The organism is Mesorhizobium sp. LNHC232B00 (assembly GCF_000502435.1).
Lineage (GTDB): Bacteria > Pseudomonadota > Alphaproteobacteria > Rhizobiales > Rhizobiaceae > Mesorhizobium > Mesorhizobium opportunistum.
In genome coordinates this window covers 1-25,233 of sequence record NZ_AYWP01000003.1, presented here as the reverse complement: position 1 = coordinate 25,233, position 25,233 = coordinate 1, and the positions used below count along the sequence as shown (strand labels likewise).

Below are 25,233 nucleotides of genomic sequence, written 5' to 3'. Positions count from 1 at the left end.
CCAAAAGCCCGCGGGAGCGATCCTGCGGGTTTTTGTTTTGGTGCCAACAACCGGGCAAGCACCAGACGGCTGGATGGCCTACCCGCACACCCGATCGGCAAACCGTGACACCCGACAGGCTCTCCCAATAAAAATCCGCGGGGATCGCTCCCCGCGGATCTTCTTTTCAAAACGCTGGCCGCTCAGCCGTGCGCGAGCACGGCCAGCAGCAAGAGGGCGACGATGTTGGTGATCTTGATCGCCGGATTGACCGCCGGGCCGGCGGTGTCCTTGTAGGGATCGCCGACGGTATCGCCGGTCACCGAGGCCTTGTGTGCCTCGGAGCCCTTCAGGTGCTTGACGCCGTTCTTGTCGGTGAAACCGTCCTCGAACGACTTCTTGGCGTTGTCCCAGGCGCCGCCGCCCGAAGTCATCGAGATGGCCACGAACAGGCCGTTGACGATGACGCCGAGCAGCGAAGCGCCGAGAGCTGCGAAGGCGGACGCCTTCGAACCCGAGATCAGCAGCACGCCGAAATAGACGACGAGCGGCGCCAGCACCGGCAGCAGCGACGGGATGATCATTTCCCGGATCGCCGCCTTGGTCAGGAGATCGACCGCGCGTGCATAGTTCGGCTTGGAGGTGCCGGCCATGATGCCCGGATCCTCGCGGAACTGCTTGCGCACCTCCTCGACGATGGCGCCCGCCGCGCGGCCGACGGCCGTCATGGCGATGCCGCCGAACAGATACGGGATCAGGCCGCCGAAGATGAGGCCCGCGACCACGTAGGGGTTGGAGAGGTCGAAGGAGATTTCGCCCATGCCCTGGAAGTAAGGATATTTGTCGCCATTGGCGGCAAAGAACTTCAGGTCATTCGAGTAGGCGGCGAACAGCACCAGCGCGCCAAGGCCGGCCGAACCGATGGCATAGCCCTTGGTCACGGCCTTGGTGGTGTTGCCGACCGCGTCGAGCGCGTCGGTGGAGTGGCGCACTTCCTTGGGCAGGCCAGCCATTTCGGCAATGCCGCCGGCATTGTCGGTGACCGGGCCGAAGGCGTCGAGCGCGACGATCATGCCGGCGAGGCCGAGCATTGTGGTGACGGCGATCGCGGTGCCGTAGAGGCCGGCGAGCTGGTAGGTCGAGATGATGCCGCCGACGATGACGATTGCCGGCAGCGCCGTCGATTCCAGCGAGACCGCGAGGCCCTGGATGACGTTGGTACCATGGCCGGTCACCGACGCCTGGGCGATCGAGTTGACCGGGCGCTTGTTGGTGCCGGTGTAGTACTCGGTGATCACCACGATAAGGCCGGTCACCACGAGGCCGATCAGGCCGCAGATGAACAGGTTCTTGCCAGTGATGGTCATGCCGGCGACGGTGCCGACCTCGCCCCAGCCGAGCGTTGCCGAGGTGGCTACGGCGAGGCCGACGATCGACAGCAGGCCGGTGACGATCAGGCCCTTGTAGAGCGCGCCCATGATCGAGCCGTTGGAGCCGAGCTTGACGAAGAAGGTGCCGACGATCGAGGTCAGGATGCAGGCGCCGCAAATGGCGAGCGGATAGAGCATCGCGGCACCCAGGATGGCGGTGCCGCCGAAGAAGATGGCGCCGAGGACCATGGTGGCGACGACCGTCACCGCGTAGGTTTCGAACAGGTCGGCGGCCATGCCGGCGCAGTCGCCGACATTGTCGCCGACATTGTCGGCGATGGTGGCGGGGTTGCGCGGATCATCCTCCGGAATACCGGCTTCGACCTTGCCGACCAGATCGCCGCCGACGTCGGCGCCCTTGGTGAAGATGCCGCCGCCGAGACGGGCGAAGATCGAGATCAGCGACGCGCCGAAACCGAGCGAGACCAGCGAGTCGATGACGATACGGTCGTTGGGCTCAAGGCCCATGAAGTGGGTCAGGATGAGATAGTAGATCGAGACGCCGAGCAGGGCGAGGCCCGCAACCAGCATGCCGGTGATGGCGCCCGACTTGAAAGCGATGTCGAGGCCGGCGGCGAGGCTGTTCGATGCCGCCTGCGCGGTCCGCACATTGGCCCGCACCGAAACGTGCATGCCGATGAAGCCGGCGGCGCCCGACAGCACGGCGCCGATCAGGAAGCCGATCGCGGCGGTGATGGAAAGCAGCCACCAGGCGAGCACGAGCACGACCACGCCGACGATGGCAATGGTTGTGTACTGGCGTGCCAGATAGGCTTGCGCGCCTTCGCGGATGGCGGCGGAGATTTCCTGCATGCGTGCATTGCCCTGATCGGACGCGAGAACCGAACGTGTCGCCCAGATGGCGTAAAGGACAGAAAGCAGACCGCAGGCGATGACGGCGGAAATAATTGTCATTGCCGGATTTTCCTCGATTGATGGCCCAAAAGAACCCCTCCCTGGGCCGTTGAGACAAAGACCGGATCCGCGAGCGGAATCCGCCTCTTCGCAGCGGTGTATGCGAAACAGGGTCGCGAACGTCAAGATATTGTTCGTTTTTTGCCCGGCTTTCGCCCAAAAGACAAAAGCCGCGACGGTCCCGCGCGTGTGGTCTTTCATTTAGATCGATTGAAATGACGCAAGGGAATCATTGCGACGAGGCCGCCGGCCCCCTCAAGAGCTACTCCGCCTCGCGTCCCATGCGGCGTGCCGCGTAGTGCTCGACGGCCGACAGTCCGTCATAGATCAGCACGGCCAGTGCGGCCACGATCAGGCCGCCCTGCAGGATGAAGGCCAGGTTGTTCGACAACAGGCCGGCAATGATGACCTCCCCCAACGTCCTGGCGGCCACGGTCGAACCGATGGTGGCCGTGGCCAGGCTGATCACCACCGACAGCCTGATGCCGCCAAGGATGATCGGCGCGCTGAGTGGCAGTTCGACCTTGGTCAGCCGCTGCCAGCCGGTCATGCCGGCGCCGCGCGCCGCCTCGACGACGTTGGCTGGGAGCGTCGTCAGCCCAGTGAGCGCATTCTCGAAGATCGGCAGCAACCCGTAGAGAAACAGCGCGATCAGGGTCGGCTTCTCGCCGAAGCCGACCGCCGGCACGGCGAGCGCCAGTACGGCCACCGGCGGGAAGGTTTGGCCGATGTTGACCAGGCTGCGCGACAAGGGCAGGAATTCGGCGCCGGCCGGCCTGGTGACGAGAATAGCCAGGGCCACCGCGACGATGGTCGCAGCGGCAGTGGCGATCAGCACGGTGCGCAGATGCAAAAGCGTCAGCGTCAGCAGGCTGCCCTGGTTGTAGATCACAGGAGCGTTGTTTTCCGTCAGCGGTTTCAGCAGCGGCTCGAACCATCCAGGGCTGGTGACGAAGGCAACGAGCAGCACCACCAGGGCAAGCCTGAGCAGCAAAGGCAGCCAGGCCTTCATGCCGGCCTCGCCGCGCGCTTGACCAGCCCGTCCACCGTGACGCGGCCGAGCGGCTTTCCGTCGGCGCCTTTCACCGGCAGCGCCGGCCGGCCCGACCAGAGGAGTTCAGCCAGCGCATCGCGCTGGCTGGCATCGCCGGGGATCGCCTCGCCATCGGCGGCGCCCTTCTCCACGGCGTCGCGCACCCGCCCGAGCGACAACAGCCTGAATGGCCGTTCGCTGGCGCCGACCAGGGTCTCGACGAAGCTACTGGCCGGGTTTGCGAGGATCTCGGCGGGCTTGGCGTATTGCACGAGCTTGCCGGCATCCATGACGGCGATCTTGTCACCCATGTGTACGGCCTCCTCCATGTCATGGGTGACGAGGATGATGGTGGTGCCGAAGCGTTTCTGGATAGCCAGCAGGTCTTCCTGCGCCTTGGTGCGGATGATCGGGTCGAGCGCGCCGAATGGCTCGTCCATCAGCAGCACGTTGGGTTCGGCGGCGAGCGCGCGGGCAACGCCGACGCGCTGCTGCTGGCCGCCGGACAATTCGTGCGGGTAGCGCGGCCCGAATTCCCGCGGATCGAGCTGGTAGAGCGTCATCAACTCGTCCACGCGCGCATCGATACGGGCCTTGTCCCAGCCGAGCAGCACCGGCACGGTGGCTATGTTCTGGGCCACGGTTCGATGCGGAAACAAGCCATGGCCCTGGATGGCATAACCGATGCTGCGGCGCAGTTCGTAACCGGGCACCGAGCGATTGTCGGCGCCGTCGAGCTTGATGATGCCGGCGGTCGGTTCGACCAGCCGGTTGATCATGCGCAGCAGCGTCGTCTTGCCGGAGCCGGAGGTGCCGACAATGACCGCGATGGTGCGCGGCTCGATGACCATCGACACGTCGTCGACCACCGTTGTCGCATCGTAGCGCTTGGTAATGCCTTCGATCTCGATCATGCCGTTTCAACCCTGCGCTTGGTGGCGGTCATTTCGATCACCGCATCGAGGATGATGGCGGCGGCGAAGGCGAGCGCCACGGTCGGCACCGCGCCGAGCAGCACAAGGTCCATCGCCGTCTGGCCGACGCCCTGGAAGACGAACACGCCAAAGCCGCCGCCGCCGATCAGTGCGGCGATGGTGGCGAGGCCGATGTTCTGCACCAGCACGATGCGGATGCCGGTCAGGATCACCGGAAAGGCCAGTGGAAACTCGACGCCGAACAGGCGCTGGCGTTCGGTCATGCCCATGCCGCGCGCCGCATCGTTGGCGGCTCGCGGCACCCCGGCGAGGCCGACCACGGTGTTGGCCACCACCGGCAGCAGCGAATAGAGGAACAGGGCGACGAAAGCAGGTGCCGTGCCGATGCCGCGGATGCCGAGCGCGGCAGCCCCCGGCACATGCGTAGCGACCCAGCCGAGCGGCGCGATCAGCAGGCCGAACAGCGCGATCGAGGGAATGGTCTGGATGATGTTGAGCACATTGAGCACGCCGGCCCGCAGCCTTTCGACGCGATGGCAGAGGATGCCGAGCGGCAGGCCGACGACCACAGCGGCAAGCAGGGAGCCGAGCGCCAAGGTCACATGCTTGGAGCCTTCGGCCCAGAAACTGTCGGCGCGGTTGGCGTATTCCTTGAGGATTGAAAGGTCGTTCCAGGCCCCCGACACCAAAAGCAGGCCAATGGCCGCGGTGGCGGCGACCAGCACGCCAACACGGGCCGAGGGCGACAGGTTCAGGCGCGTCAGGACGTCCGCCAGCAAAAGCGTGAAGGCGAAGATGAGTATCCAGAAACCGGAGGCCGGCGACACCCGCGCAAACGTGTTGCCGGCCGGCGTGAGAAACGTGCCGGCGACGCCGACAAGCACCGCGAGCGCGGCTAGCGCCACCACGCTGGCGGCAAGACGCAGCACGAGCGGCGTCCTGAATAGTGCGATGAGCGCTGCCGCGACCACGATTGCCAAAAGCAATGGCCCGGTGATTGCCGGCAGCGCTTCGAGAATCGAGCGCGCCTGGCCGGGGACGATGCGGTTGGCGCGGAACGTGGCAAAGGGGGCAAGGAACGCCGCGTAGGCCGCGATCGCGGCGATGACCACGCCGAGCTTGTCGAAGCGCAGGGTCATGGTACGCGGCCGTGCAGAGCGGCGGCCCCTTTGCGCGAGGCGCCCCCCTCTGGCCTGCCGGCCATCTCCCCCTCAAGGGGGGAGATCGGATATCCTAACGGCTTTCGCCAATCTCCAGCGATGCAAGGTGAGTGCCGACGCCGATGCTGCCAATCTCCCCCCTTGAGGGGGAGATGTCCGGCAGGACAGAGAGGGGCGCCTCGCACCAACGTCGCTTCCGGGTGCGCTGACTACTTCAGGAACCCGTTCTTCTTCAAAAAGTCCTCGGCGACGCCCTTGACCGGCTCGCCGCCGACCTGCACGCGGCCGTTCAGTTCCTGCAGGGTGACGAGATCGAGCTTGGCGAAGACCGGCTTCAGCAGCGTCTCGATCTCGGGATGTTCCTTGAGCACGGATTCGCGGATGATCGGCGCCGGCTGGTAGACCGGCTGCACGCCCTTGTCGTCCTCGAGCACGACAAGACCGGACGGCGCGATGCCGCCGTCGGTGCCGTAGACCATGGCGGCGTTGGCCCCGCTGGTCTGGTTGGCGGCCGCGGCGATGGTCGCAGCCGTGTCGCCACCGGAGAGCGTGATCAGTTGCTCGGGCTTCAGCTTGAAGCCGTAGGTGGTCTGGAAGGCCGGCAAGGCTGCCGCCGAATTGACGAACTCCGCGGATGCCGCCAGCACCACCTGGCCGCCGCCAGCGACATATTTGCCGAAGTCGGAGAGCGAGGCGAGCTTGTTGGTGTCGGCCACTTCCTTGCGCAATGCGATCGCCCAGGTGTTGTTGGCGGGCGCCGGCGACAGCCAAACGATCTTGTTGGCGTCGTAGTCGAGCTTCTTGGCCGTCTCATAGGCCTTGGCGGCATCCTTCCACGCGGGGTCGTCGGCCTTCTCAAAGAAGAAGGCGGCGTTGCCGGTGTATTCGGGATAGATGTCGATCTCGCCGGCGGTGATCGCCTTGCGCACCACCGGCGTGCCGCCGAGTTGGATGCGGTCGGTCGTCTTGATATTGTTGGCGTTGAGTACGAGTTGGATGATGTTACCGAGCACGCCACCCTCGGTGTCGATCTTCGAGGAGACAACCACCTGGGCGCTGGCGGATGCCATGGTGATGCCTAGCGCCAACGCCGCGCTGGCCAGAACCTTGACTGAAAACATCGTGAAAATCCCTTGCTGTGAACCGTGATGCGGCGGCCGCATATGAGCATGGCTTCAACGGCCAGTCGGGGCACACGGTTTCATAACAATGGGCACAGGCGCAATATTTTTGTTGGGAAAGTCAATTTCGAGGCGACGCTGGCGATCTGGCGCCATCTGGCGGATAATGCAGTGACGGTGCGGGTGGCAAACACGGAGAGCGTGTCATGGCCATACACAAAGTCGGTTACCTCATCGGCAGTCTTGCCCGGGGATCCATCAACCGCAAGCTAGCGAAGGCGCTCGTTCAACTGGCTCCTCCGGAACTTGAGATGACGGAAATCCCTTTCAGGGATCTGCCCCTTTACAGCTACGACTACGACGCCGATTTCCCGCAGGTCGCCCTAGATTTCAAGCAGGCGATCGCGTCCGTCCAGGCCGTGCTGTTCGTCACGCCGGAGTACAATCGCTCGATCCCCGGCGGATTGAAGAACGCGATCGATTGGGCCAGCCGCCCCTATGGAAAGAATTCATTCGCACGCAAACCGTCCGCCGTCATCGGAACATCGCCGGGCGCCATCGCAACCGCTGTCGCCCAACAAAGCCTGCGCAGCGTCCTGAGCTTCTGCAACTCACCCCAGATGAATGCCCCGGAGGCCTATATCCAGTTCACCCCCGGACTGATAACGGACGACGGCGAAGTGACGGTCGAATCCACCGAGGACTTCCTGCGCAACTACATGGCTGAGTTCCACATGTTCATAGCGCGGGTGCTTCAGGTTCTGCCGCCGGACGCATAGCGTTCGGCTTCAGGTCGGGCGCGCGCTCGTCATCTTCAGCGCGCCCAGCGCCACGAAACAGAGCACGGCAACCGGGAAGATCATCCAATTCAGCATGGTCCAGCCCCAGGCGTTGTAGACCATGCCCGACATCAGCGAAGCGCAGGCGACGGAGCCGAACAGGACAAAGTCGTGGAAGCCCTGCACCTTGCCCTTTTCCGACGTCCGGTAGCTGGCCGCCACCATCGCGGTGGCGCCGATGAAGGCAAAGTTCCAGCCGAGGCCAAGCAGGATGAGCGCCGTCCAGAACTGCCATAATGCCAGGCCCGACAAAGCTACGGCACCACAGCCGATCAGCAGCAGCAGGCCGATGGCGACAATGCGTTCGGCGCCGAAACGATGGATCAGCGAGCCGGTGAAGAAGCTAGGCGCGAACATCGCCATGACGTGCCAGGAGATGCCCAGCGTCGCATCATCCTCCGACAGGCCGCAGCCGACCATGGCCAGCGGTGCGCCGGTCATGACGAAGCTCATCAGCGCATAGCTGCCGACCGCACAGAACAGCGCCGCGACGAAACGCGGCTCGGTCACGATTTCCGCCAACGGTCTTGCGTCGCTGTCGACGATTTCCACCCTGCCGGGCGCCCTCGCCGGCAGTTGCAGGAAGGACAGGATGATGGCGCCGGCCGCGGCAAGCGGCAGGATGGCGGCGAACGATCCGGCAAACATCACCGGCGCGAACAGTTCGCGGGTGAAGATGACGATCTGCGGCCCAAGGATGGCGGTGATGATGCCGCCCGCCAGCACGAAGGAGATGGCGCGCGCCTTGAACTCCGGTGGTGCGTTGTCGGCGGCGGCGAAGCGGAACTGCTGGACGAAGGCACCGCCGATGCCGATCACCAGCAGCGCGAACGCGAATAGCCAGAAACTGCCATGGAAAAGCGCGAAGGTGGCAACCAGGCCGCCAAGCGCGGTGACGACGGTTCCGGTCATAAAGCCGCCGCGCTGGCCCATCTTGCGGATGATGGCCGCGGCGGGCAGAGCGCCGAGCGCCACGCCAAGGTTGAAGCCGGTGATCGGCGCCGTCGCCAGCGATTTGTCGGCACCGAGCAGATATTGCCCGGCCAGCGCGCCCATGGAGATGGCAATGGGTGCCGCCGAGCCGATGATCGCCTGCGAGGCGGCGAGGATCAGCGCTGTGCGCCGCCCACCCTTGCCCACCTCGACGGCGATGGCTGTCACGATGCGTCCTTGCCGCGTCCCTCGCCGCGCACCCGGCGTGACACGCGGTCGAGCACGGCATTGACCAGCTTCGGCTCATCTTCCTCGTAGAAGGCCTTGGCGATGTCGACATATTCCGAGACGATCACCGCCACCGGCACGTCTTCCCGCTTCATCAGTTCATAGACGCCGGCGCGCAGAATGGCGCGCAGCGTCGAATCCAGCCTCGACAACGGCCAGTCCTCGGTCAGCGACTGGCGGATGATCGGATCGATGGTCTTCTGGTCCTCTACGACGCCCGTCAGGATGGCGCGGAACCATTGGGCATCCGCCTCGCGGTAGAGCGCGCCGTCCACTTCCTTACCAAGGCGGAATGCCTCATATTCGGCGGTGATCTCGAAGACGCCGCTGCCGGCGACATCCATCTGATAGAGCGCCTGCACCGCGGCGAGACGGGCAGCCCCGCGCTTGTTGGCGTGGCGCACCGCCGGCTGGCCGGGCGAAGTGGGCTCGCTCACGATTGCGCTCCCAGTTTTTCCTTGAGCGCGATCATGGTCAGCGCCGCACGTGCGGCAAAGCCGCCCTTGTCGCCTTCCGAGCGCTTGGCCCGCGTCCACGCCTGCGCATCGTTCTCGGTGGTCAGGATGCCGTTGCCGATGCAGACCGAATCCTGCACGGACAGGTCCATGAGCGCGCGGCTGGATTCATTGGCGACGATGTCGAAATGATATGTATCACCGCGAACGACGGTGCCGAGCGCAACGAAGCCGTCGTAATTCGTGCCGCCTTCCGCCGCGCCGTCCAGCGCGAAGGTGATGACCGCGGGAATCTCCAGCGAACCTGGAACGGTGACGACGTCGTAGGTCGCGCCCGCTTCATCGAGCGCGCTTGTCGCGCCATCAAGCAACGCGTCGGCAAGGCCGTCGTGGAAGCGCGCTTCGATGATAAGCAAGTGCGCCTTCGCCTTCGGGCGAATGAAGGCTTTGCCGTATTGGGAGGTACCAGCCATAAAAGTCTCCGGGGGGTTGCCGGTGACTTAGGCCGAAGCCGGGTTGATCGCAAGCGGAAGATTGGCGGAGGGCCGCCGGGCCTATCGATCCTCTCGCGTATGCCACAGGCGCAACACAGAAATTGTCGCGTTCTGTATTTCGTAACGAATTTCGTAGCTGCCTACCAAAATGCGGCGCACTTCTCGTGGCTCGAACTCTTCTAGTTTCTCACCGATGCGCGGATACTCGACTACCCGTGCCGGCGCGGCAGCAAGCGCCTGCACGGCGCGTGCGGCCGCCGGGCCATTTGCTGGCGCGAGAAAATCGTGGAGCCGGACCAAGTCGGACAAAGCCTTATTGGTCCATTTCAGCTCCATCAACGAGGCACCGGTAGTGGCTTGTCGGTGCCAAGACTCTCAGCCCACGCCTGCACGGCCTGGTGATCGATGACCCGTCCTGCATCCACATCGGCCAGTGCTTCAAGCGTGAGACGTCGGCGCTCCTCCTCCAAATCCACCCACGCGGAAAGAGCTTGTTTGATGATCCAGCCGCGCGGGCGATCGAGGCGAGCAGCTAGCTGATCCACCTTTTCTGCTAGCGGCAGCGGAACGTGAGCGGTGATTACTTTTGTGTCCATCTGAGCCTCACAATCAGACTTAATCATAGCGATTAATACTGACTAAGTCGAGGTTCAAGCAGGCAGCACTCAAAGTCCCTCTTTCGCCGCTTCCGCCAGCCGCGCGGCATAGCGGGCCATGGTGTCGATCTCGAGATTGACGCGGTCACCGACCTTGCGCTCGCCCCAGGTGGTCACGGTCAGCGAATGATGGATCAGCAGCACGTCGAAGCGGGTCCCCTCGACCTTGTTGACGGTGAGCGAGGTGCCGTCGAGCGCGACGGAGCCTTTCGGCGCGATGAATTTCGCCAGATGGCGCGGCGCTTCCAGCGTGAAGCGCACCGCGTCGCCCTCATCCTTACGTTCCACGATCTCGGCGGTGCCGTCGACATGGCCCGAAACGATATGGCCACCAAGTTCGTCGCCGATCTTCAGCGCCCGTTCGAGATTGACTTTGGTGCCGGATTTCCAGCCAGAGGCGGTGGTCAGCCGCAAGGCTTCCTCCCACGCCTCGACCTCGAACCAGCGCGCGTTCGAGCCGCTGTCGGGCAAAGCCGTGACCGTCAGGCAAACGCCGCCGCAGGAGATCGACGCGCCGATGGCGATGGTCGCGGGATCATAGGCGGTGTCGATGCGCAAGCCGACGCCTTCGCTCAGCGACTTGATAGCCGCGACGGTGCCGATATCGGTGACAATTCCGGTAAACATCGATGTTGTCTTCCCGTTTTGACCATGACCTTGTCCGAAAACCGGGTCCCACTTTTCGGGATCATGGTCTATCCCGTTTGACCATGATCTTGTCCGAAAACCGGGTCCCACTTTTCGGGATCATGGTCTATCCTGTTTGGCCATGATCTTGTCCGAAAACCGGGTCCCACTTTTCGGGATCATGGTCTAGAGGTCTCTAATCCACTCGGCGTAACCGTCTTCGCCGAAGCGCATCTCGCGCAGCTTGTGAAAGCCTGCCGGGATATGGTCAGCGTCGATGGGCGATGCAATGCCGCCCTCGCCGATCGCTTCCGGTCCCTGGAACAGCACGATACGGTCCACCAGCCCGTCGGCCAGGAAGGCGCTCGCCACCCTGGCGCCGCCCTCGACCAGCACGCTTGCCATGCCGAGCGCCGCCAGATCCTCGAGCAGCTCCGGCAATGCGACGCCGCCTTCATGGGTTTCCGTGCCGATGAAGCGCACGCCGGCGCGCTCGAGGGCCGCCCTGCGCTGCGGATCGGCCTCCAGGCAAGCCGCGACGTAAAGCGGCACGCGATCCACGCCCGAAACCAGTTTCGAAGCCTCCGGCAGCCTGATCTGCCGGTCCAGCACGATGCGCGCCGGCGAACGGTTCTCCAGCCCGGGCAAGCGGACCGTCAGCGCCGGGTCGTCCTCCAGCGCCGTGCCGATGCCGACCAGGATAGCGTCCGCCTCGGCCCGCATCAGATAGACTTCGCGGCGGGCCATGTCGCCGGTGATCGCGACCTGGCCGGCGCCCTCCCTGCCGATCTTGCCGTCACTGGAAAGCGCAAGCTTCAGAATCACTTCCGGACGTTTTCTGAGTGATCGAATGAGATAGCCGGCCATCTGCTCGGCGGCTTGCGCCGCCAGTACCTTTTCGACCACCTCGATGCCAGCAGCTCGCAGAATAGCATAGCCCTTGCCGGAGACGCGCGGATCAGGATCGCTGGCGGCACCGACGACGCGCGCGACGCCGGCATTGACCAGCGCATTGGCGCAAGGCGGCGTGCGGCCGTGATGAGCGCAAGGTTCCAGGGTGACGTAGGCCGTAGCACCACGCGCGAGTTCGCCCGCTTCGGCCAGCGCCTCTGTCTCGGCATGCGGCCGGCCGCCGACTGCCGTGACTCCGGTGCCGACGATCATCGGTCCGGCGCCGTCATCGCGCACGATCAGCGTGCCGACGGAAGGGTTGGTCGAGGTCCTGCCGGCATTCCTGCGCGACAGCCGTAGCGCAGCGGCCATGAAACGGTGATCAAGGGCCGCTTGTGCGGCCTCGCCCTGTCGCGATCCTGCCATGCTCAGCCGGCTTCCTCTTCACTCTTGTCTTCGTCGCCCTTCAGTTCGCCCAGCAACTCGTGGAAATCCTTGGCCTCGCGGAAATTGCGGTAGACTGAGGCGAAACGCACATAGGCGACATCGTCGAGCGACTTCAGCGCCTCCATGACCAGTCGGCCGACCTCGCCCGAGGCCACTTCCGTCTCGCCGGAGCTTTCGAGCTGGCGCACGATGCCGGTCACCGCGCGGTCGATGCGCTCGGGATCGACATTGCGCTTGCGCACCGCGATCTCGACCGAGCGCAGCAGCTTGTCGCGGTCGAACGGCACTTTTCGCCCCGACTTCTTGACCACGACGAGGTCGCGCAGCTGCACGCGCTCGAAGGTGGTGAATCGGCCACCGCAATCGGGGCAGACACGCCGCCTGCGGATCGCCGCGCCGTCCTCTGCGGGGCGCGAATCCTTCACCTGCGTATCTTCGGACTGGCAATAGGGACAGCGCATGGAGAGCCTTGGGTTCGCGAATCTGGTGAGGCGAAAGGCTTAGAGCCTTTCCGGCCGGGATTGAAGCGGTTCCGTGTCTTCGACGGCCTGCTGCGTCAGAGATAGCGAGGCACGAGGAAGATTGCCAGCGGCGCCTATGCCGATCCGGTTGTCCGTGTCACGGCGCAACGTCCTTGGTCGGGAAGCCGCAGGATACACCAAGGCTGCGATAGGCCTTGGTAAAGCCGTCCATCGGGATGCTGGCGATAGCCTGCTTGCCGAAAGTCACGTCGAGCGAGGTGGCCTGGCGCATGGCACGCAGCAGCGCGAGACTGGTCTTGGGCTGATTGTCGACCGTCCAGGTCGGACGACCGTTGACCGCGTCGTTGGAATAGACAGTCGTCGAAACCTTGACGCCGGGATCGCCGAAAATCGCCGCGATCTTCTTGCCGGTCTGCAGGCTCCTGTTGTCGATGGTGATCATGACGGCCGGATAGGCATCCGGCGGCAGCGCATCGCCGTTCGAGATCGACAAGGTCAGCGTGCCCGAATTGCCACCCGCATCGTAGAACGCCGTCGAAGCCGCGCAGGTCTTGCGCGCATCCTGGCCGGTGTCGAGCGTATCGACCATGGTTGTCCATAGACCGAACGTGCTGGTGGCAGGCATGTCGGGGGCCGGCTGCGTCTGCGCCAAGGCGGACCCGCAAGCAGCCAGCCAGCCCAGAGCGCCGAGTGAGGCAAGACGAAAATCGCGCATCATCAATTCTCCAGTTCCATGCGCCACCCGACCAGGGGTGACGCGCTGCCGGCGGATAAAAGATGACGCTTCGCGTCTGGTCAATCGAGATAAGGGTCTTGTCAATCGAGATAAGGGTCTGGTCAATCGAGATAAGGGGCTGGTCAATCGAGATAAGGATGGTCAACCGAGATAAGGATAGAGCGGAAAACGATCGGTCAGCGACACCACCTTGGCCTTGACGGCCGCCTCGACCGCGGCGTTGCCATCGTCGGAATTGGCGACCTTGAGACCGTCCAGCACCTCGGCGATCAGCTTGCCGATCTCGCGGAATTCGGCTTGGCCGAAGCCACGCGTGGTGCCGGCCGGCGTGCCGAGCCGCACGCCCGAGGTGACGAAGGGCTTTTCCGGGTCGAAAGGGATGCCATTCTTGTTGCAGGTGATGTTGGCGCGGCCAAGGGCTGCCTCGGCGCGCTTGCCGGTGGCGTTCTTGGGGCGCAGGTCGACCAGCATCAGATGGTTGTCGGTGCCGCCGGACACGATGTCGAGGCCCGTTTCCTGAAGGCTGGAGGCCAGAGCCTTGGCGTTGGCGGCGACGCTCTCGGCATAGATCTTGAAGCTCGGCTTCAGCGCTTCCCCGAAGGCGACCGCCTTGGCGGCGATGACATGCATCAGCGGTCCGCCCTGCAAGCCGGGGAACACCGCGGAATTCATCTTCTTGGCGATGTCCTCGTCATTGCACAGGATCATGCCGCCGCGCGGGCCGCGCAGCGATTTGTGGGTGGTGGTCGTCACCACATGCGCGTGCGGCAAGGGCGACGGATGCACGCCGCCGGCGACGAGGCCCGCAATATGCGCCATGTCGACCATCAGATAGGCGCCGACCGCATCGGCAATCTCGCGGAAACGCTTCCAGTCCCAGATGCGCGAATAGGCGGTGCCGCCGGCCAGGATCAGCTTCGGCTTGGTCTCGTGCGCGGTCTTTTCGATCGCGTCCATGTCGAGCAGATGGTCTTCCTTGCGCACGCCATAGGACACGACCTTGAACCACTTGCCGCTCATGTTGACCGGCGAGCCGTGCGTGAGATGGCCGCCGGAATTGAGGTCGAGGCCCATGAAGGTGTCGCCGGGCTGCAGCAACGCCAGGAACACCGCCTGGTTCATCTGGCTGCCGGAATTGGGCTGTACGTTGGCGAAGTTGCAGCCGAACAGCTTTTTCGCCCGCTCGATGGCCAGTTCCTCGGCCACGTCGACGAACTGGCAGCCGCCATAGTAGCGCTTGCCCGGATAGCCCTCGGCGTATTTGTTGGTCATGATCGAGCCCTGCGCCTCAAGCACCGCGCGGGAGACGATGTTCTCCGAGGCAATCAGTTCGATCTCGTGGCGCTGGCGACCGAGTTCGCTGCGGATGGCGCCGAAAATCTCCGGATCGGCATCGGCAAGCGTGGTCTCGAAGAAAGATTCGAATTTGTTCGACGCTGCCGCTGCAGTTGCCATGGCCTGAAAAATCCTCTGGTTCGGGGCAATTTGTTTCTGCATGTCGTTGCCCCAAAATCGCTGCGCAGTTCCGGGCGACACGCATTGCCGCGCCATTAACACAGTTGTTTTGGCCTCGCCACGTTTGCAGCGCGAAATTTGCTGGCCGTTTTGCGGCAGGGACTGCAAATCCGCGGCTTCAGGCTTCCGCAATTCCTACTTCCGTGTCTGTCTGCCGTTCAAAAGGGCTTCCGTGAGGGTGATCTCGGTGAACAACGCCCGCGCCGTGTGGTCGTTGATCTCTCCACGGCGCAGCATGGCGCGCAGGGCATCGCGCTCGGCGGCGATGCCAGCAAGCCTGAGGTCGATCTCCAGCCTGCCAGCCTCCCGCACTTCGGCGCGCGCCTCGTCGGCCTCGTCGGCCGCCGCGATGCGCCGCCGATAGGCGGCGACAATGCCGTTGGCGGCGGCGAGCCTGATGCCAGGCACGTCGCCCTCCTCCTCGTCCGTCTGCGTGATGCTCTCGAGGTGGGCGATTGCCGCCTTCGCCGCGCCGACGCGCGCCATGCGTTCCTCGGCAGCGCCGGCATCTTCTCCCGGCTCGACCAGCCCGCGCGCGATCACCGGCAAGGCAAGGCTGGCGATCACCAGCGAGCAGATGATGACGCCGGCGGCGAGGAAGATGACCAGGTCGCGCGCGGGGAATGGCGAGCCGTCCTGCAAGGCCAGCGGCAGCGACANAGGCCAGCGGCAGCGACAGGATGCCGGCCAGCGTGATGGCGCCGCGCACGCCCGCCACCGATCCGGCCAACCGCACGCGCAGGCCGAATGGCTCGGCCTCGCGCTTGCCGAGCCGCGCCGCGATCCCCGCCGTGATGTCGCCGATCCAGATCCAGACGAAGCGAAGCGCGATCAGGCACAGTGTCAGCGCCAGAACAGTCAGCACCGGCTGGAGGACGGGATAGTGGCCGGTGAGTTCCGCCGGCACGTTGCGGATGATTTCGGGAAGCTGCAGGCCGAGCACAATGAACAGCGCGCCGTTGAAGACGAAGGAAAACGTCGTCCACAACGAGATGGTCTGCATGCGCGCCGAGACGCCAAGGAAGCGGAATACGCCCGTGCTCCCGGTCAAAAGGCCCGCGGTGACCGCGGCCAGGATACCCGAAGCCCCGAAATGCTCGGCCGCGAGATAGGCGACGAAGGGCAGCAGGATGGTGATCAGCACCTGTGCCTCGGCCGGCACGCCGCCAATGCGGTTCAAGAGTTGCAGCATCTTGGCGGCGACGAACAGGGCCGCTACCCCGGCCAGGATGCCGACCGCCACGGCATAGAGGAAACTGAGCGAGGCGGCGGCGAAGGAGAAACTGCCGGTCAATGCCGCCGCGACGGCGAAGCGGAACATCACCAGGCCCGACGCGTCGTTGAGCAGCGACTCGCCCTCCAGGATGTGCATCAGCCGCGCCGGCACCACGTTCCTGTCGACGATCGAGGAGACAGCCACCGCATCCGTTGGCGACAGCACCGCGGCGAGTGCGAAGGCCACGACCAGCGGAATGCTCGGCACCAGCCAGTGCAAGGCATAGCCGAAGCCGACGATGGTGAAGAAGACGAGGCCGATGGCGAGATCGAGTATAGGCCGGCGCAAGGCGATGAGTTCGCGCTTGGGCGCGCCAAAGGCGTCGCTGAACAGCAGCGGCGGAATGAACACCAGCAGGAACAGTTCCGGATCGATCTCGACATGGATGCCGCGCACCGGCCAGGCAAGTGCTGCGCCTATGGCGATCTGCAGCACCGGCAGCGGCACCCGCACCAGGCGCACCAGCGCGCCGGAAACGGCGACGAAGACGAGCACGATAAGGATGAAGATGGCGGTTTGCATGGCGCGATTCCGGCTGTCGGGGGACCATGCGCAATCGCCGGCGCCGCGTCCAGCCAGGCCGCGCCGGCACCGAGATGACCAAAGGCCAGCCCCGAGCTCGGCGCCGTCAATCGTGCGGAAGCTTTGGCGCCGCTGGCCAATCAGCGGCTGCGCCGCAAACAGAAAAGCCGCCTCAAAGGCGGCTTTTCGTCAAAATTATCAGGCGCTTAGAGCGAAGACGTGATCTGCAGCTCGCTGTTGCCGTCGAGCGCATAGACGTCGTCGCGGAACTGGACGACGCCGGGGCCGGTCGACCAGGCCGACAGATAGAGGAAGTGCACCGGGACCGGGTTGGTGACCTGGATCGGCGTGTTCTGTCCCGTCTTGATCGCCGCCTCGAAATGCTGGCGGTCCCAGCCGGGTGTGTCGCGCAGGATCCAGGTGACGAGGTCGCGCACGTTCTGGACGCGCACGCAGCCTGAGGAATCGAAACGCATCATCTTGCCGAACAGGCTCTGCTGCGGCGTATCGTGCATATAGACGCCATCCGGGCTCGGAAAATTGATCTTCACCGACGCCATGGCGTTTTCCGAACCCGGATCCTGGCGGAAACGGTACTTGGCGGCATCGTCCGTCGACCAGTCGACGTTCATCGGATCGACTTCGCTGCCATCCGGCGCGAACAGGCGGATATGGCTGTTCTTCAGATAGTCGGGATCCTTCCGCATCAGGGGAATGATGTCCTTGCGCACGATCGAGACCGGCGCGTTCCAATACGGGTTGACGATGATCTCGTTGATCTTGGAATTGACGATCGGCGTCTGGCGATCGATCTTGCCGACGATTGCCGTGTGGCGGAGCACGACGCGGTCGTTCTCGACCGCTTCGATCTGCGCCGCCGGAATGTCTACCAGCACATAGCGGCTGCCGAGCGTGCCGGCCTTCTCCTTCAGCCGCTGCAGATTGGTCTGCAACTGACCTAGCCGGATTTGCGCCGAAACATTCATCGCGGCATAGGTGTATTTGCCCATCGAGCCGTCAGCCGGCAGGCCATGGCGCAACTGGAAGCGCTTGACCGCGGAGTCGACATAGGAATCGAAGGCCGTCGAAATGCCGGCGCTCTGCGACAGGTCGCCCGCAATCATAAGGCGCTTGCGCAGCGGCACGACGTCCGGGTCATCGACGCCGAGTTCCAGTTTCTTGGTGGCGGGAACATCTACCCAGCCGCCCTGACCGACAATGTTCTGGTATTGCGCCACAGCCTGTTCGGTGAATGCAACGGTCTGCAGGCTGAAGATCGGCAGTGTCGAGGCCACCTTGCCGCCTTCGCTGGCGCGGGCGTCGAACTGATCATCCCAATTGCCGCGAGCCGAGGATTTCAGGATATCCCCAATCACATCCTGCGCACTCGCGCGGCCGGCCACCATGGCGGCGGCGAGCGCTGAGGCTCCAGAAAGGAAAAAACGGCGGCTGGTTCTCATGGACGTTCCAGACATTCTTGCTGTGTTCGATCTCGCTCGGTTTGCTCTCAACGGGCGATTGAGCCCGCAGTCTAGGGTTGGCAATGTTAAGAATTAGCCAACCATGACCTGCATCGCACAGGCGTCAAAGGCGCTGTCGCGATGCGGGTTCAAGTGAGCGCAAGCGCTGGCCGGCAGCATCACCCGCATCCTCGCTTCCACCGCGATTATGGCGGCAACGTGGCCTTGGCCCGCAATATGCTTCGGGCGACACCGCGAAAAGAAAGAACCGGTGCTTTTCGGCACCGGTGACAATCCAGATATCCCGATCCGCAGATATCCAGTCCGAAGCCAACCTCGTCCTCGACCGTCACCGTCGTGCGAGAAGCCTCAGCCTTTTGGGTCCGGACGTGCTTTTGGATCCAGACCTGGCTTTGGCGTCAGACCTGGCTGCGCCTTCAGTTCCGAGCAGCGCTGCAACACTTCGTTTTGAGGATAACGCAGGACTTTGTTGTCCAGTTTGAGCAGCAATTCCCGCCTCTTTTCAGCGCCCTGCTCATCGTCCGTACAGGTCATGTCCAGAATGACGGCATCCAGGCGATTGATCTTCTGAACCTTGTCCAGCCTGCAGCCGACCTCCCACATGTCCACGGACTTGTCGGTAATTGTCACGATCGAGTCATTGTTGTCGCACGGACTGCTGCCCTCGGTGGCGAAGGAATCTTTCCACCAGTCCTCGGCGAAAGCCATTTGCGACACCATCGCAAGCGCCGCAGCGACAGAACAGATCCTGAAACGCCCCTCTCGTCCCATCATGCCTCCCTCGTGTGGTGACATTAGGCACTGCGGAGGCGAAAGCAAAGCTTGGGCCGGGACGGCCGTCCGCCACAAGAAAATGGACCGGTGCTTTCGGCACCGGCCCTGACTGAAGGTCGCTCTTGCGGCCGCGCTTCTTTGGCGCGGGCCAGATCCGATGCGACGGACGCCTTACATGCGATAGGCGATGGTGTCGTTCCAGAAGCGGTCGAGCCGCTGCAGGGCACGGTTCATCTGCTTGAACTCGTCGGTGTTGATGCCGCCGACCTGCTCGATCGAGCCGACATGGCGCTCATAGAGACCGGCGACCACATCGGCCACTTCGTTGCCCTTCGGCGTCAGCGAGACGCGGACCGAACGGCGATCGATGCGCGAACGCTGGTGGTTGATGAAGCCGAGATCGACCAGCTTCTTCAGATTGTAAGACACGTTCGAGCCGAGATAGTAGCCACGCGAGCGCAGTTCGCCGGCGGTCAGTTCGGAATTGCCGATGTTGAACAGCAGCAGCGCCTGGATGGCGTTGATGTCGGAACGGCCGTTGCGGTCGAATTCGTCCTTGATCACATCAAGCAGGCGGCGGTGCAGCCGCTCAACAAGCTGCAGCGATTCCATGTACAGGGAACGGATAGCCTCGCGGCGATCGTCGGATACGTTGGCGGTCTTCGCCGCCGGACGCGAATTGATCATTGTCTTTGCCTCTCGTTTGTCGCCCTGGTGATTTTTTGTTTTTCACCTTGATCGCGACACTATCGAATACTCATAAAATTCGACTTAAACGCTAGGGCTAACAAGAGCTTACCGGTAATAGGTTTCGGAAGAGGCTTAACGAACGGTCACCCGAGTAAGGATAATTAACCTAAAGGCTTAGGCGCCTCTCGTGGGGCCGGTTCGGGGCGGTCACGAAGTCATCAATGCCCTCAACGGCTTAGTGCCGTACGGGGCGTTTCTGCAGCCAGATGACGACGCGAAAGACGATATAGAGCAGCGCCACCGCCGCATGCGAGACGACAATCAGCAATCGATGGCCGAAAAGCTCGGGGAAGCCGGCATACATGACTGTCTCGGTGACCGCGCAAATGAACCAGATCACCGGCCCCCAGGAGGCCAGCATCCACAGCCCCGCCGCGGCAAAGGGGAAGAACACGGCGAGCATCACCGCCGCCACCTGCCAGTGCACCGGCATGAGGTCGAAGCGCCACAGCGAACCTGGATAGAAGCCGATCAGCTTGACCCAGTACAGGATGCCGAACAACAGGCAGTAGCCGGCGATGACGCGCTGGAACCAGGCGAAGATGACCTCGACCGTCGAGGGCTGAAGCACCACGCGTCTCGAAGTCACCTCGCTCATACCGGGAGTTCCCGTTCACCGAGTGGGGCGAAATAGAGATCGACATCGGCCTCGCTGACCGCGTCGAGACTTGCCGGCCGCCATTGCGGCTTTGACCCCTTGTCGATGATGGCGGCGCGGATGCCTTCATAGAAATCGTGTCCGGCTAGCATGCGGTTGAGAATGCGGAATTCCATCTTCATGCAATCGTCCATCGACAATGTCAGCCCGGCGTTGATCTGCCGCCAGGCGACACGAAGGCTGGTCGGCGAGCGCATGCGGATCGTCGCCAGCGTTTTTGCCGCGAATTCGTCCGTGCCCGCCGCGCGTTCCAGGCTGTCGACGACATCTTGCAGCGATGGTTGGGCGAAATGACGCGATATCGCTTCCAGGATCGGCCTGTCGGTCTCCCGCTTTGCCTGGACGAAGAAACCGCGCAGCACCGATTCCGGATCGCCGGTCAGTACCAGCCGATCGAGGAAGCTCGCCTGGTCCTCGGCCTTGATGGTATGAGTGGCCAGCCCCGACCACAGCGCGTCACCATAGCGGATGCGGTTGCCGGTCAGCGCCAGATACATGCCGAAAGAGCCGCCAAGATCGGGCAGCAGATGGCTGGCGCCGACATCGGGGAAAAACCCGATGCCGACCTCCGGCATGGCGAACTGGGCATTCTCGGTCATCACCCGATGCGAGCCGTGGAACGAAATGCCGACGCCGCCGCCCATGACGATGCCGTCGATGAGCGCCACGTAGGGTTTCTTGAAGCGCGCTATGTAGGCGTTGAGCCGGTACTCGTCGGCGAAGAATGCGACCGGCGGCTCTCCGGCCCGGCCGGCTTCGTAGATATCCAGGATGTCGCCTCCGGCCGAAAACGCCCTGCCCTCGGCCTTGAGGACCACGATGTCGACACCGTCGTCGCGCTCCCAGGAACGCAGGGCTTTGCCCAGCGCCTTGACCATGCGATGGGTGACGGCATTGAGCGCCTGCGGCCGCGTCAGCGTGACGACACCAGCCCTGCCCAACCGTTCGAAGCGAATTTCGTCGCCTCCACCAAAATCCATCGCCAGAGAATCCCTCCCCCGCGCCTGCGGGACTGAAGTGCTAAGCGGCGACCGGGCGAACGTCAATTGTCGTGTGCCGGGACAAGAAGCATGATCGGTTGGAATTGCTACCACACGAACGGGATCAACGCCTTCGTGCGACGCGCATAGTCTGGGAATTCGTCGGGAAATTGCCGTGCCAGAAGCCTGTCTTCCGCACCGACACGCCATAGGAAGATCACGCCCAGCAAGATCAGCAGAAAGACGAAACCACCGCCCACCACGATCGCCGAACCGATGCATGCGACGAGGCCGCCTGTGTACATGGGGTGGCGGACATACCGATAAGGGCCTGACGTCACCAGTTCATGGCCGTGCTTGGCGGAGACGATCTGGCTCCAATTGCTGCCGAGGGTTTGCCGCGCCCAGACCAGGAAGGCCATTCCGGCAACGGCCACGATGACACCGATGCTGCTCAAGACGGCGTTCACGGGTGCGAAGTTGACGAACCGGAACATCGGCACACGCGGAAGCAGGAAAGCGACGATCATGGCGACCATCAGCCCCAGTCGCTGCGGCATGTGCTCCTCGGTATCCTGTTTCACACCGAACGCCGAAACGGTCAGATAGACGATCAGCACGAGCCAGGCGGCATAGATGGACCAGACGAAAACCATGGCTTGCTCCTTCCGTCGCCATGCGGACCTAGCGTGCCGCAAGGACGCGTCAACGCCACACGGCCGGTACCGCCTCTTGGCTCGCGTCCGTGGTCGATGTTAGAAATCGACCGGCAAATGCTGGACGGCGGACGTTGTTCATGGCTCGATTTTTACGCCTTGCGCTGGTGGCAATCGGGCTGATCGGTCGATGTCTGGCCGCCCATCCTGTGCTGGCAACCACGCTGGACGAGATCTACCAGTCGCAGACCATCGTCACCGGCCAAGGCGAGGAGAACCGCCAGACAGGCTTCAGGGATTGCCTGGACAGGGTCCTGGTCAGGGTTTCGGGCGATCAGCGGTTGCTCGACAAACCAGAGATAGCGGATCTGCGCGACAAAGCCGGCAGTTTCGTCGATGCTTTCCGCTACCATGACCGGTTGGAGGGCATTCCGATCCATGACGAGCAAGGCACACATGACCGGCCGCATGATCTGACCTGCTTCTACAAGCCTGAGGTGATCGACAAGGTGCTGGCGTCGCTGGGCAGCAGGCCCTGGCTGGGCGACCGGCCGACGCTCGCGGTCTTTCTCGTTGCCGAACAGGGTGCCCGACATTTCGTCCTAAGCGCCGAGGAGCAGCGTAGCGAAACGATGCGCGAATCCTTCGTCAATGCTACCGGTCCAATGCTGATCCATGTCGCATTTCCGAAGGCTGCGCAGCTTGCCGGCCTGGGCGAAAAAGCGCTGCGCGCCGCCGACATGGCGAGGCTGGATCGGCAAGCCAAACAAGTAGGTGGCGCGCAAGCGCTCGCCGGCAGCATCGTATGGAGCGACAAGGAGCTCGGCTGGATCGCCGACTGGCGGCTAGCCGACCGCGGCAAGACCTATCGCTGGCAGGCGCGTGGCGTCAGCTTCGACGAGGCGTTTCGTGTGGCCATCAGAGGCGCGGTGCAGATTCTTTCGGGTAATGGGCAGCCTTGACTGGATAGGCAGGAGGGATAGCGCGCCCCTCTGCCCTGCTGGGCATCTCTCCACAAGGGGGGAAATTGTCAGCTTCGACCGCTGGCACAAACGTGTCGCATTGGTCAGCATCGAGGGCTCGTGGTAAAAGCCGTTGATCCGGAGTTTTGGCAATGAACAGATTCACCCCGACAAAGCCAGCCGGCGCGCGCAGCGTCGACGACGTCACCGGCAGCCGCCGCCTGCGCCGCATGCGCAAGGCCGATTGGTCGCGCCGGCTCGTGCAGGAGAACCGGCTCACCGTCGATGATTTGATCTGGCCGATCTTCGTCGTCGAGGGGAAAAATGTGCGCGAGCCGATTGCGGCCATGCCGGGCGTCTTCCGCCTGTCAGTGGATCTGGCTGTCAGGGAGGCGGAACGCGCCGCCAAGCTCGGCATTCCGGCGCTCGCCACCTTCCCCAACGTCGATCTGGCCTTACGCGACCAGACCGGCTCGCATATCCTAGACCCCGACAATGTCATCAACCGCGCCACCCGCGCCATAAAGGACGCGGTGCCCGAGATCGGCATCATCACCGACGCCGCGCTCGACCCGTTCACTAGCCACGGCCATGACGGCATCTTGCGCGACGGCATCATCGTCAACGACGAGACGGTCGATCAGGTCGCGGCGGCGGCCGTCATCCAGGCGGCGGCCGGCGCCGACATCATCGCGCCGTCCGATATGATGGACGGCCGTATCGGCGCCATCCGCGACGCGCTCGATGCCAACGGCTTTCAGGACGTGGCGATCATGTCCTACGCGACCAAATTCGCCTCGGCCTTCTACGGCCCCTACCGCGAGGCGGTCGGCACCGCCGGGCTGCTCAAGGGCGACAAGAAGACCTACTATATCGATCATGCCAACTCGGACGAAGCCGTACGTGAGGCCGAGCAGGACATTGCCGAGGGCGCCGACATGCTGATGGTCAAGCCCGGCCTGCCCTATCTCGACATCATCCGCAGGCTGAAGGACGAATTCCAGATGCCGACCTTCGCCTACCAGGTGTCGGGCGAATATTCGATGATCAAGGCGGCGGGCGCCAATGGCTGGATCGACGGCGAGAAAGCGATGCTGGAGAGCCTGCTTGCCTTCAAGCGCGCCGGCTGCGACGGTATTCTGACCTATTTCGCACCTGAAGTGGCGACGATGCTGAAGGGGTAGGTTCTCGCCCTCCCTCGGCCAAGTCAGCGACATGGTCGTCCATGAACGGCATCCGCGACTTCCATAAGGAACTTACAGGCAAGGACTTCCCGCCAAATGGCGGAGAGGTCCGGGGTACGTGTTTCTTCGCCGTAGAAAATACCACTTGCAATTCGCAATCGGTTTGCTACAAGGCAACCACTTGCAAAATACAACTGGTTATCGAGGAGGTTTCATGTCCAAGCTGCGTGTCAACGCTTTCACCCTATCGCTCGACGGCTATGGCGCTGGTCCCGACCAGGATCTGCAAAATCCGCTCGGCATTGGTGGGGAATCCCTGCACAAGTGGTTTGTCGACACCCGCACCTTCCGCAAGATGGTGCTCGGGCAAGACGGCGGCACCACTGACGCCGACGAGGCATTCGCGGCACGCAGCTTCGAGAATGTCGGCGCGTGGATCCTCGGACGAAACATGTTCGGACCGATCCGCGGTGAGTGGCCCGACGAGACCTGGAAGGGCTGGTGGGGCGACAACCCGCCCTACCATGTGCCGGTTTTCGTGCTGACACACTTCAAGCGAGCACCCATCACGATGGAGGGCGGCACCACTTTCCACTTCGTCACCGACGGCATCCATTCGGCGCTCGAGCGGGCAAGGTCGGCGGCTGGCGGCAAGGACGTGCGGGTCGGCGGCGGTGTCTCGACCATCCGGCAATACCTGCAGGAGAAGCTTATCGACACCATGCACCTGGCGATCTCGCCGGTGCTGCTGGGAACAGGCGAGAACCTCTTCGCGGGCCTGGATATGGTGAAGCTTGGCTATCGGTGCACGGAGCAGGTGGCGACAGCGCTTGCCACGCATGTGATCATCGATCGAGCGTAGTTTGGCGAAACCCTTGGCGGCAGGCTGTCCAGCCGATAGATAGGTAACACTTTGAACCGGATACATAGGTAACACTTCTCCCCTCTATTCGTCCGCCGCAGCGCCAAGCGGTTTGGCTGGCGCGGCGCTGCGGCGGACGAGCTTCATGCGCCTCGTGTCGATGATGCCCAGGGGATGGGCATAGAAGGAAAG

The 25,233-nt window shown here is 63.4% G+C and carries 26 protein-coding genes; 4 read left to right on the top strand and 22 right to left on the bottom strand.

Annotated features, from left to right (window positions below; all coding sequences use genetic code 11):
* Window positions 1-182: 182 nt before the first annotated feature.
* The 5 genes from X743_RS164205 to X743_RS164225 form a co-directional block, all read right to left on the bottom strand.
* Complete coding sequence (locus X743_RS164205; RefSeq protein WP_013895982.1) at window positions 183-2,324, bottom strand: sodium-translocating pyrophosphatase; 2,142 nt, start codon at window positions 2,322-2,324, stop codon at window positions 183-185.
* A 262-nt stretch (window positions 2,325-2,586) separates the two neighbouring features.
* Window positions 2,587-3,336, bottom strand: a complete 750-nt coding sequence (locus X743_RS164210) for an ABC transporter permease (protein WP_023764078.1) — start codon at window positions 3,334-3,336, stop codon at window positions 2,587-2,589.
* On the bottom strand, window positions 3,333-4,271 hold the full coding sequence (locus X743_RS164215; protein WP_013895984.1) for an ABC transporter ATP-binding protein: 939 nt from the start codon (window positions 4,269-4,271) through the stop codon (window positions 3,333-3,335). The genes X743_RS164210 and X743_RS164215 overlap by 4 nt, the downstream gene beginning before the upstream one ends.
* Window positions 4,268-5,431: an ABC transporter permease gene (locus tag X743_RS164220; protein ID WP_023764077.1), complete on the bottom strand. Its 1,164-nt coding sequence runs from the start codon at window positions 5,429-5,431 to the stop codon at window positions 4,268-4,270. The genes X743_RS164215 and X743_RS164220 overlap by 4 nt, the downstream gene beginning before the upstream one ends.
* Window positions 5,432-5,661: 230 nt before the next feature.
* Window positions 5,662-6,522, bottom strand: a complete 861-nt coding sequence (locus X743_RS164225; protein WP_245264174.1) for an ABC transporter substrate-binding protein — start codon at window positions 6,520-6,522, stop codon at window positions 5,662-5,664.
* A 257-nt stretch (window positions 6,523-6,779) separates the two neighbouring features.
* On the opposite strand from X743_RS164225, the gene X743_RS164230 reads away from it, so the two are divergent.
* A complete protein-coding gene (locus X743_RS164230) occupies window positions 6,780-7,352 on the top strand; it encodes an NADPH-dependent FMN reductase (protein ID WP_023764075.1) in 573 nt (190 codons plus the stop codon).
* A gap of 9 nt (window positions 7,353-7,361) precedes the next feature.
* On the opposite strand, the gene X743_RS164235 is transcribed toward X743_RS164230, so the two are convergent.
* From X743_RS164235 to X743_RS1000000169780, 17 genes are all read right to left on the bottom strand, one after another.
* Window positions 7,362-8,573, bottom strand: a complete 1,212-nt coding sequence (locus X743_RS164235) for an MFS transporter (protein WP_023764074.1) — start codon at window positions 8,571-8,573, stop codon at window positions 7,362-7,364.
* Window positions 8,570-9,070, bottom strand: coding sequence for a transcription antitermination factor NusB (gene nusB, locus X743_RS164240; protein ID WP_023764073.1), 501 nt, complete (start codon window positions 9,068-9,070; stop codon window positions 8,570-8,572). The genes X743_RS164235 and nusB overlap by 4 nt, the downstream gene beginning before the upstream one ends.
* Window positions 9,067-9,561, bottom strand: coding sequence for a 6,7-dimethyl-8-ribityllumazine synthase (ribH, locus tag X743_RS164245; RefSeq protein ID WP_023764072.1), 495 nt, complete (start codon window positions 9,559-9,561; stop codon window positions 9,067-9,069). Before ribH ends, nusB begins: the two co-directional genes overlap by 4 nt.
* An 81-nt stretch (window positions 9,562-9,642) precedes the next feature.
* Window positions 9,643-9,918, bottom strand: a complete 276-nt coding sequence (locus X743_RS164250; RefSeq protein WP_023764071.1) for a type II toxin-antitoxin system RelE/ParE family toxin — start codon at window positions 9,916-9,918, stop codon at window positions 9,643-9,645.
* Window positions 9,918-10,178 carry a ribbon-helix-helix domain-containing protein gene (locus tag X743_RS164255; RefSeq protein ID WP_023764070.1) on the bottom strand — a complete coding sequence of 87 codons (261 nt, stop codon included), beginning with the start codon at window positions 10,176-10,178 and terminating at the stop codon, window positions 9,918-9,920. The genes X743_RS164250 and X743_RS164255 overlap by 1 nt, the downstream gene beginning before the upstream one ends.
* A 69-nt stretch (window positions 10,179-10,247) precedes the next feature.
* The gene (locus X743_RS164260; protein WP_023764069.1) at window positions 10,248-10,865 is read right to left on the bottom strand and encodes a riboflavin synthase; all 618 of its coding nucleotides are present in this window, start codon (window positions 10,863-10,865) and stop codon (window positions 10,248-10,250) included.
* A gap of 186 nt (window positions 10,866-11,051) precedes the next feature.
* A complete protein-coding gene (gene ribD, locus X743_RS164265) occupies window positions 11,052-12,182 on the bottom strand; it encodes a bifunctional diaminohydroxyphosphoribosylaminopyrimidine deaminase/5-amino-6-(5-phosphoribosylamino)uracil reductase RibD (RefSeq protein WP_023764068.1) in 1,131 nt (376 codons plus the stop codon).
* Window positions 12,183-12,184: 2 nt separating this feature from the next.
* Window positions 12,185-12,664, bottom strand: a complete 480-nt coding sequence (nrdR, locus tag X743_RS164270; protein WP_013895995.1) for a transcriptional regulator NrdR — start codon at window positions 12,662-12,664, stop codon at window positions 12,185-12,187.
* A 157-nt stretch (window positions 12,665-12,821) separates the two neighbouring features.
* The gene (locus tag X743_RS164275; protein WP_023764067.1) at window positions 12,822-13,400 is read right to left on the bottom strand and encodes a hypothetical protein; all 579 of its coding nucleotides are present in this window, start codon (window positions 13,398-13,400) and stop codon (window positions 12,822-12,824) included.
* Window positions 13,401-13,562: 162 nt separating this feature from the next.
* Window positions 13,563-14,876, bottom strand: coding sequence for a serine hydroxymethyltransferase (gene glyA / locus X743_RS164280; protein WP_023764066.1), 1,314 nt, complete (start codon window positions 14,874-14,876; stop codon window positions 13,563-13,565).
* A 178-nt stretch (window positions 14,877-15,054) separates the two neighbouring features.
* Window positions 15,055-16,734, bottom strand: a complete 1,680-nt coding sequence (locus tag X743_RS01000000168615; RefSeq protein WP_245264153.1) for a Na+/H+ antiporter — start codon at window positions 16,732-16,734, stop codon at window positions 15,055-15,057.
* Window positions 16,735-16,940: 206 nt separating this feature from the next.
* Window positions 16,941-18,194 (bottom strand): murein L,D-transpeptidase, encoded by a 1,254-nt coding sequence (locus X743_RS164285; protein WP_023764065.1) that lies wholly within the window; start codon window positions 18,192-18,194, stop codon window positions 16,941-16,943.
* A gap of 369 nt (window positions 18,195-18,563) precedes the next feature.
* Window positions 18,564-18,989 carry a hypothetical protein gene (locus X743_RS01000000168610; protein ID WP_051508501.1) on the bottom strand — a complete coding sequence of 142 codons (426 nt, stop codon included), beginning with the start codon at window positions 18,987-18,989 and terminating at the stop codon, window positions 18,564-18,566.
* 171 nt (window positions 18,990-19,160) lie between these two features.
* The gene (locus X743_RS164295) at window positions 19,161-19,676 is read right to left on the bottom strand and encodes a winged helix DNA-binding protein (RefSeq protein WP_013896002.1); all 516 of its coding nucleotides are present in this window, start codon (window positions 19,674-19,676) and stop codon (window positions 19,161-19,163) included.
* A 238-nt stretch (window positions 19,677-19,914) separates the two neighbouring features.
* The gene (locus X743_RS164300; protein ID WP_013896003.1) at window positions 19,915-20,337 is read right to left on the bottom strand and encodes a DUF6163 family protein; all 423 of its coding nucleotides are present in this window, start codon (window positions 20,335-20,337) and stop codon (window positions 19,915-19,917) included.
* Window positions 20,334-21,377 carry an enoyl-CoA hydratase/isomerase family protein gene (locus X743_RS164305; protein ID WP_023764062.1) on the bottom strand — a complete coding sequence of 348 codons (1,044 nt, stop codon included), beginning with the start codon at window positions 21,375-21,377 and terminating at the stop codon, window positions 20,334-20,336. The genes X743_RS164300 and X743_RS164305 overlap by 4 nt, the downstream gene beginning before the upstream one ends.
* Window positions 21,378-21,484: 107 nt before the next feature.
* Window positions 21,485-22,033 (bottom strand): isoprenylcysteine carboxylmethyltransferase family protein, encoded by a 549-nt coding sequence (locus X743_RS1000000169780; protein ID WP_051508500.1) that lies wholly within the window; start codon window positions 22,031-22,033, stop codon window positions 21,485-21,487.
* 140 nt (window positions 22,034-22,173) lie between these two features.
* Here X743_RS1000000169780 and X743_RS164310 point away from each other — a divergent pair, with 140 nt between their 5' ends.
* The 3 genes from X743_RS164310 to X743_RS164320 all read left to right on the top strand — a co-directional run bounded on the left by X743_RS164310 (window position 22,174) and on the right by X743_RS164320 (window position 25,041).
* The gene (locus tag X743_RS164310) at window positions 22,174-22,995 is read left to right on the top strand and encodes a DUF2066 domain-containing protein (RefSeq protein WP_023764060.1); all 822 of its coding nucleotides are present in this window, start codon (window positions 22,174-22,176) and stop codon (window positions 22,993-22,995) included.
* A gap of 152 nt (window positions 22,996-23,147) precedes the next feature.
* Entirely contained in the window at window positions 23,148-24,179 is a 1,032-nt protein-coding gene (gene hemB, locus X743_RS164315; protein WP_023764059.1) for a porphobilinogen synthase, read from the top strand.
* Window positions 24,180-24,393: 214 nt separating this feature from the next.
* Window positions 24,394-25,041, top strand: a complete 648-nt coding sequence (locus X743_RS164320; protein ID WP_023764058.1) for a dihydrofolate reductase family protein — start codon at window positions 24,394-24,396, stop codon at window positions 25,039-25,041.
* Window positions 25,042-25,233 lie beyond the last annotated feature (192 nt).

Bases quoted from the DNA above. Each gene is read 5' to 3' on its own strand.
- X743_RS164205 (WP_013895982.1), bottom strand. From the start codon at position 2,324: ATGACAATTATTTCCGCCGTCATCGCCTGCGGTCTGCTTTCTGTCCTT.
- X743_RS164210 (WP_023764078.1), bottom strand. From the start codon at position 3,336: ATGAAGGCCTGGCTGCCTTTGCTGCTCAGGCTTGCCCTGGTGGTGCTG.
- X743_RS164215 (WP_013895984.1), bottom strand. From the start codon at position 4,271: ATGATCGAGATCGAAGGCATTACCAAGCGCTACGATGCGACAACGGTG.
- X743_RS164220 (WP_023764077.1), bottom strand. From the start codon at position 5,431: ATGACCCTGCGCTTCGACAAGCTCGGCGTGGTCATCGCCGCGATCGCG.
- X743_RS164225 (WP_245264174.1), bottom strand. From the start codon at position 6,522: ATGGCATCCGCCAGCGCCCAGGTGGTTGTCTCCTCGAAGATCGACACC.
- X743_RS164230 (WP_023764075.1), top strand. From the start codon at position 6,780: ATGGCCATACACAAAGTCGGTTACCTCATCGGCAGTCTTGCCCGGGGA.
- ribH (WP_023764072.1), bottom strand. From the start codon at position 9,561: ATGGCTGGTACCTCCCAATACGGCAAAGCCTTCATTCGCCCGAAGGCG.
- X743_RS164250 (WP_023764071.1), bottom strand. From the start codon at position 9,918: ATGGAGCTGAAATGGACCAATAAGGCTTTGTCCGACTTGGTCCGGCTC.
- X743_RS164255 (WP_023764070.1), bottom strand. From the start codon at position 10,178: ATGGACACAAAAGTAATCACCGCTCACGTTCCGCTGCCGCTAGCAGAA.
- X743_RS164260 (WP_023764069.1), bottom strand. From the start codon at position 10,865: ATGTTTACCGGAATTGTCACCGATATCGGCACCGTCGCGGCTATCAAG.
- ribD (WP_023764068.1), bottom strand. From the start codon at position 12,182: ATGGCAGGATCGCGACAGGGCGAGGCCGCACAAGCGGCCCTTGATCAC.
- nrdR (WP_013895995.1), bottom strand. From the start codon at position 12,664: ATGCGCTGTCCCTATTGCCAGTCCGAAGATACGCAGGTGAAGGATTCG.
- X743_RS164275 (WP_023764067.1), bottom strand. From the start codon at position 13,400: ATGCGCGATTTTCGTCTTGCCTCACTCGGCGCTCTGGGCTGGCTGGCT.
- glyA (WP_023764066.1), bottom strand. From the start codon at position 14,876: ATGGCAACTGCAGCGGCAGCGTCGAACAAATTCGAATCTTTCTTCGAG.
- X743_RS164285 (WP_023764065.1), bottom strand. From the start codon at position 18,194: ATGAGAACCAGCCGCCGTTTTTTCCTTTCTGGAGCCTCAGCGCTCGCC.
- X743_RS01000000168610 (WP_051508501.1), bottom strand. From the start codon at position 18,989: ATGATGGGACGAGAGGGGCGTTTCAGGATCTGTTCTGTCGCTGCGGCG.
- X743_RS164295 (WP_013896002.1), bottom strand. From the start codon at position 19,676: ATGATCAATTCGCGTCCGGCGGCGAAGACCGCCAACGTATCCGACGAT.
- X743_RS164300 (WP_013896003.1), bottom strand. From the start codon at position 20,337: ATGAGCGAGGTGACTTCGAGACGCGTGGTGCTTCAGCCCTCGACGGTC.
- X743_RS164305 (WP_023764062.1), bottom strand. From the start codon at position 21,377: ATGGATTTTGGTGGAGGCGACGAAATTCGCTTCGAACGGTTGGGCAGG.
- X743_RS1000000169780 (WP_051508500.1), bottom strand. From the start codon at position 22,033: ATGGTTTTCGTCTGGTCCATCTATGCCGCCTGGCTCGTGCTGATCGTC.
- X743_RS164310 (WP_023764060.1), top strand. From the start codon at position 22,174: ATGGCTCGATTTTTACGCCTTGCGCTGGTGGCAATCGGGCTGATCGGT.
- hemB (WP_023764059.1), top strand. From the start codon at position 23,148: ATGAACAGATTCACCCCGACAAAGCCAGCCGGCGCGCGCAGCGTCGAC.
- X743_RS164320 (WP_023764058.1), top strand. From the start codon at position 24,394: ATGTCCAAGCTGCGTGTCAACGCTTTCACCCTATCGCTCGACGGCTAT.